General features: G+C 70.0%; 5 protein-coding genes. 2 read left to right on the top strand and 3 right to left on the bottom strand.

Features of this window, described 5'->3' with window-relative positions; genetic code table 11:
- Window positions 1-329, top strand: a 329-nt coding sequence (locus ACESL7_RS12085) for a DsbA family protein (RefSeq protein WP_372893571.1), incomplete at its 5' end; no start/stop codon positions are given.
- A gap of 58 nt (window positions 330-387) precedes the next feature.
- Here the strand turns inward: ACESL7_RS12085 and ispG are convergent.
- From ispG to hemA, 3 genes are all read right to left on the bottom strand, one after another.
- Window positions 388-1515, bottom strand: a complete 1128-nt coding sequence (gene ispG / locus ACESL7_RS12080; protein WP_372893570.1) for a flavodoxin-dependent (E)-4-hydroxy-3-methylbut-2-enyl-diphosphate synthase — start codon at window positions 1513-1515, stop codon at window positions 388-390.
- Window positions 1516-1595: 80 nt separating this feature from the next.
- A complete protein-coding gene (locus tag ACESL7_RS12075) occupies window positions 1596-2888 on the bottom strand; it encodes a helix-turn-helix domain-containing protein (RefSeq protein ID WP_372893569.1) in 1293 nt (430 codons plus the stop codon).
- A gap of 107 nt (window positions 2889-2995) precedes the next feature.
- Entirely contained in the window at window positions 2996-4219 is a 1224-nt protein-coding gene (gene hemA, locus ACESL7_RS12070; protein WP_372893568.1) for a 5-aminolevulinate synthase, read from the bottom strand.
- Window positions 4220-4409: 190 nt separating this feature from the next.
- Between hemA and ACESL7_RS12065 the strand changes: the two genes are divergently transcribed.
- A complete protein-coding gene (locus tag ACESL7_RS12065; protein ID WP_372893567.1) occupies window positions 4410-5786 on the top strand; it encodes a M20/M25/M40 family metallo-hydrolase in 1377 nt (458 codons plus the stop codon).
- Window positions 5787-5843: the final 57 nt, after the last annotated feature.

Raw genomic sequence — 5843 nt, 5'->3', positions numbered from 1 at the left:
CCGCACGGGGCGACCCCATGGCGGCCGCCTTCCTCGTCGCGGTGCTCGAGGAGCTGGGCGCGGAGGCCTGGACGCAGGCGCGACAAGCTCTCCCGGACCTGCCGGATCCGACCGACCGTGTCGCCCTGCGGCGGCTGGCGGAGGCGATGGGCTGGCCGGCGGACCGGCTGATGGCCGGGATGGAGGATGCAGCGACACGGGCCGTTCTGGAGCGCCGCCGCGCGCTCGCGGGCGAGCTCGGCTTCGACGTGGTCCCGTCCTACGTCGTGGGCGGCACGATGATCCGCGGCGACGTGCCGCCCGCGCTCCTCGCGCGATACCTGCCCTGACGCGAAGAGCGCCGCAAGGCGCGATGAGCCGCTCCTCGGCCCTCGCGGGCCGCGTCGCTCACTCGGCGGCTTCGACGCGCTCGCGCGCCTCGATCTCGGCGGCCTTCGCCTCCACCTGCTCGACGATATGCTCGATCATCTCCTCGTTGGAGATCTTGTGGCTCTGGTCGCCGGCGAGATAGACCATCCCGTGCCCGGCGCCGCCGCCGGTGAAGCCGACGTCGGTCATAAGCGCCTCGCCGGGGCCGTTCACCACGCAGCCAATGATCGAAAGGCTCATCGGCGTCTTGATGTGCTCCAGCCGCTCCTCGAGCACCTTGACCGTCTCGATCACATCGAAGCCCTGCCGCGCGCAGGAGGGACACGAAATGATGTTGACGCCCCGGTGGCGCAGGCCGAGGGACTTCAGAATCTCGTAGCCCACGCGGATCTCCTCCACCGGATCGGCGGAGAGCGAGACGCGGATCGTGTCGCCGATCCCCATCCACAGGAGGTTGCCGAGACCGATCGCCGACTTGATCGTGCCGGACATCAGCCCGCCCGCCTCGGTGATGCCGAGGTGAATGGGCGCGTCGGTGGCATCCGCGATGCCCTGGTAGGCCGCGGCGGCGAGGAAGACGTCGGAGGCCTTCACGCTGATCTTGAACTCGTGGAAGTCGTTGTCCTGAAGAATGCGGATATGTTCGAGACCACTCTCGACCATCGCCTCCGGGCAGGGCTCGCCGTATTTCTCCAGCAGATGCTTCTCGAGGCTGCCGGCGTTCACGCCGATCCGGATCGAACAGCCGTGATCCTTCGCGGCGCGGATCACTTCCTTGACCCGTTTTTCGTCGCCGATGTTGCCGGGATTGATCCGCAGGCAGGCCGCGCCGGCCTCCGCGGCCTCGATGCCGCGCTTGTAGTGGAAATGGATGTCCGCGACGATCGGCACCGGACTGTCGCGCACGATCTCCTTGAGAGCCTTCGCCGAAGGCTGGTCCGGGACGGAGACGCGCATGATGTCGGCACCGGCATCGGCGCAGCGCTGGATCTGCTCGACGGTGCCCTTGACGTCGGTGGTGTCGGTATTCGTCATGCTCTGCACGGCGATGGGCGCATCACCGCCGACGGGGACCGGGCCGACGTGGATCTGCCGGCACGTGCGGCGGTAGATGTTTCGCCACGGGCGGATGTGGTTGAGCGTCATGGGGACGGGGCCTTTGCGCATGATCTCGTTCACGCGCAAGGATAGGCGTCTGCCCCGGTCGGGGCAATGCGTCAGCGACGCTATTCGCCGTCGGACTCAGCCTCTGCGGCCTCGAGCCTGGCCATCACGCGCGACAGTTCGGCATCTTCCTCGAGGTCGGCGAGCGCGAAGTCCTCGCGCACTGCATCGGCCGAAATCGCGACATTGCCGACGACGTTCGCGCCCTGCCCCGCCGGGCCGTAGAGCCTGTCGCCGATCTCGAAGTAGACCGAGCCGGACATGCCCGCGCGCAGCGTCGGCGTTTCGGCGTCGCGGGGCAGCGCGTAGGTCTCGCCCGCGTCGAGGATCTTCTCGAATATGACCGAGCCGTCGCCGGCCCGCACCCGGACCCAGGCCGGGCGCACGGCAAGAAGCGTGACGCGCTCGGGGCCGTCGGCCACGACCTGCGGCATGGCGGCCGGATCGTCGTAGCGGGGACCGGCCTCCGGCGCGTCCTGGTCTTCACCGTCATCGCCGTCGGCGGCGGCGCGCGCGCTGCGCTCCGGCAGGCTCATCTCGGGCGCGGCGCGCTCTGCCGCGGCGGGCCGGTCGGCACGGGCGAAGGCCCCCATCGTGGCCGGGTCGAGCGTGGAGATCGGCGCATCGCGCGCCACCAGAACGGGCACGTCCAGCGGCTCGGGCCGGTAGAGCCGGTCGAGCGCCGCCGCCGCGGGGGTGTCGGCGCCTGCGCTGCGCGCCTCGTCGCCGGACGCTGTCCCGTCAAGCGGGTCGAGGTCCGAAAGGACCACCGGCGTCTGGTCGACCGGCGCCAGCTGCACGCGCTGGATCTCGTTCAGGACGCTCCAGCCGCCGTAGCCGATCGCCCCAACCAGCGCCGCGAGCACCAGAAGCGACCCGATCGCCCCGGGTTCGATCCGCGCGAGGAACGGCTCCTGCGGCGCGCCGAAGGCGAAGCGCGCATCGGCGAGCGGGTCTCGCGCCGGGCCGGTCGCGATCCGCTCCGGCGCGCGCCGCGCCTCGGCCCGCTGCGGGCCGAGGCCGACGTCCCCGGCCATGCCGTTGGCCGGCGTGAAACCGCTTTCGGCGCAGAAGGCCTCGAACGTGCGGTCAGGGTCCATGTTGAGATAGCGCGCGTAGGAGCGCACGTATCCCGCGATGAACCCCGGCGTGTCGAAGGCGGAGGGATCGCAGTTCTCGATTGCGGCGATGTAGCTCGCCTTGATGCGCAATTCGCGCTGCACGTCGAGGAGCGATTTGCCCATCGTCGCGCGTTCGCCGCGCATCAGGTCCCCGAGACGCAGGTCGAAATCGTCGAACCCCTGCGGCTTGACCTCGGGTTCACGCTGAGTCCGCGGTATCCTCCGCCCGATCATCCCTGCCGCCTATCCCCAAGTGCCGCCTGCCACCGACGCGATTCGCCTCGCGTTCTTTTGATAACGGAGGCTAGCACAGACGGCGAGGGGCGTCAGCGGTCACGCGATCAGGCCGACGCCTCGGCGCGATTCAGCGCGCAGTGCGACCAGAGATCGTCCATTGCGCCGACAAGCCGGTCCATCTCGTCCGGGCCGTGCACGGGCGACGGCGTGAAGCGCAGGCGTTCCGTCCCGCGCGGCACGGTGGGGAAATTGATCGGCTGGCAGTAGATGCCGTAATTCTCGAGCAGCATGTCCGAGATCATCTTGGTGTGCACCGGGTCGCCCACGATCACCGGCACGATGTGGCTGCCGTGATCGATGATCGGCAGGCCGAGCCCCTTGAGCCGGGTCTTGAGGATGCGCGCCTGCGTCTGGTGCTGGTCGCGTCGCGCCTGATCGGTCTTCAGGTGCTTCACCGAGGCCGCGGCGCCTGCCGCCACCGCGGGCGGCAGCGAGGTGGTGAAGATGAAGCCCGGCGCGTAGGACCGGATCGCGTCGCACATCTTGTGGCTGGCCGCGATGTAGCCGCCCATCACGCCGTAGGCCTTGGCGAGCGTGCCGTTGATGATGTCGATGCGGTGCATCAGCCGGTCGCGCTCGGCCACGCCGGCGCCACGGGGGCCGTACATGCCGACCGCGTGCACCTCGTCGATATAGGTGAGCGCGCCGAACTCGTCGGCGAGATCGCAGATCGCCTCGACCGGACCGAAGTCGCCGTCCATCGAGTAAACCGATTCGAAGGCGATCAGCTTCGGCGCCGCCGGGTCGTCGGCGGCCAGAAGCTCGCGCAGGTGCTCCACGTCGTTGTGCCGGAAGATGCGCTTGGCGCCCCCGTTGCGGCGCACCCCCTCGATCATCGAGGCGTGGTTGAGCGCGTCCGAGTAGATGATGAGGCCCGGGAAGAGCTTCGGCAGCGTCGAGAGCGTCGCATCGTTGGCGATGTAGGCAGAGGTGAAGAGAAGCGCCGATTCCTTGCCGTGCAGGTCGGCGAGCTCCGCCTCGAGACGCTTGTGATGGATCGTGGTGCCGGAGATGTTGCGCGTGCCCCCCGACCCCGCGCCCGCCGTCTCGATCGCCTCGTGCATCGCCGCGAGCACCGCGGGATGCTGGCCCATTCCGAGGTAGTCGTTGCCGCACCAGACGGTGATCGGCCGCTCCTCGCCGTCGCCGCGCCGCCAGGTGGCGTGCGGATAGGCCCCACGCTTGCGCTCGATGTCGATGAAGGTGCGGTAGCGGCCTTCGTCGTGCAGGCGCTGGATCGCTTGGTCGAGCTTGGCGGTGTAGTCCACGTCGGCGTCTCCCGGTCGCATCTGGGCAAGGCCCTCGCCCCGCCCGGTCAGGTGGATATAATTGGGCAACGCCCGTGGCAACAGGCTACAGTTTGCCGCGCCGGGCTCCTTGATCTGGGTCAAAACGGCGCGGCTGGACACCCCCGGTCCCTCTGCTACCGTCGCGCCGCCCGACACCGAAGGAGCCCCCATGTCCGCCGACCCCGTGCTCGCCCGTCTCGACGCCGATCTGCCGCAGGCACTGGAGCGGTTGATGACCTTTCTGGCGATCCCGTCGATCTCCACCGACCCGGCCTTCGCGGCCGACTGCGACCGCGCCGCAGACTGGCTCGTCGCCGACCTCGCGAGCCTCGGCGCGGTGGCCGAAAAGCGCGCCACCCCCGGCCACCCGATGGTCGTCGGCCACATCGGCGAGGGCGCACCCCATCTCCTCTTCTACGGACATTACGACGTGCAGCCGGCCGATCCGCTCGAGCTCTGGCACCGCGACCCCTTCGACCCGGCGGTCGAAGAGACCGACGCCGGCGAGGTGATCCGCGGCCGCGGCGCCGCCGACGACAAGGGCCAGCTGATGACCTTCGTGGAGGCCTGCCGCGCCTGGATCGCCGAGCACGGCGCGCTGCCCTGCCGGATCACCTTCTTCTTCGAGGGAGAGGAGGAATCGGGCTCGCCCTCCCTCGTGCCCTTCCTCGAAGCGAGCCGGGCGGAGCTCGCCGCCGATCTCGCCCTTGTCTGCGACACCGGCATGTACGACCGCGCGACGCCCTCGATCGTCACGCAGCTGCGCGGCATGCTGCGCGAGGAGGTGGTCCTGCGCGGCGCCGCGCGCGATCTGCACTCCGGCCTCTACGGCGGGCTCGCGGTCAACCCGATCCACGTCCTCTCCGGCATTCTGGCCGATCTCCACGACGAAACCGGCCGGGTGACGCTCGCGGGCTTCTACGACGGCGTGGCCGAGACGCCGCCGGAGGTGCGCGCGCAATGGGACGCGCTCGCCTTCGACGCGGCGGGTTTCCTCGGCCGCGTCGGCCTCTCGCAGGGCGCGGGCGAACAGGACCGCACCGCGCTCGAACGCCTCTGGGCGCGGCCCACGGCCGAGGTCAACGGGATCGAGGGCGGCTACACCGGCGCGGGCTTCAAGACGGTGCTGCCGGCCGAGGCCCGCGCGAAGATCAGCTTCCGCCTCGTCGGCGATCAGGACCCGGCGGCCATCCACCGCGCCTTCGTCGATCATGTCGAGCGCCGCCTGCCGCCGGACGTCACCGCCGAGTTCCCGATGGGCGACGGCGCGCCGGCGACGCGCATGGACGTCGCCCGCCCCGAGTTCGAGGCCGCGCGCGCCGCGCTGTCCGAGGAATGGGCGACGCCCGCGGTCTTCGCGGGCGTCGGCGGCTCGATCCCGGTGGCGGGGTATTTCCAGACCATCCTCGGCACCGAACCCATGCTGATCGGATTCGGGCGCGACGACGACGCGATCCACTCGCCGAACGAGAAGTACGACCTCGAGAGCTTCCACAAGGGCGCGCGCAGCTGGGTGCGCATCCTCGACGCGCTGACGCGCCGATGATCCCGGGATTCGAGACGCACCGGATCGACTGTGCCGGGACGACGATCGCCTGTGCGA

This window comes from Rhodosalinus sp., assembly GCF_041685465.1.
Taxonomy (GTDB): Bacteria; Pseudomonadota; Alphaproteobacteria; order Rhodobacterales; family Rhodobacteraceae; genus Rhodosalinus.
The sequence above is the reverse complement of the archived record's forward strand: the minus strand, read 5'-3'. Positions and strand labels throughout refer to the sequence as shown.

Bases quoted from the DNA above. Each gene is read 5' to 3' on its own strand.
- ACESL7_RS12065 (WP_372893567.1), top strand. From the start codon at position 4,410: ATGTCCGCCGACCCCGTGCTCGCCCGTCTCGACGCCGATCTGCCGCAG.
- ACESL7_RS12075 (WP_372893569.1), bottom strand. From the start codon at position 2,888: ATGATCGGGCGGAGGATACCGCGGACTCAGCGTGAACCCGAGGTCAAG.
- ispG (WP_372893570.1), bottom strand. From the start codon at position 1,515: ATGACGCTCAACCACATCCGCCCGTGGCGAAACATCTACCGCCGCACG.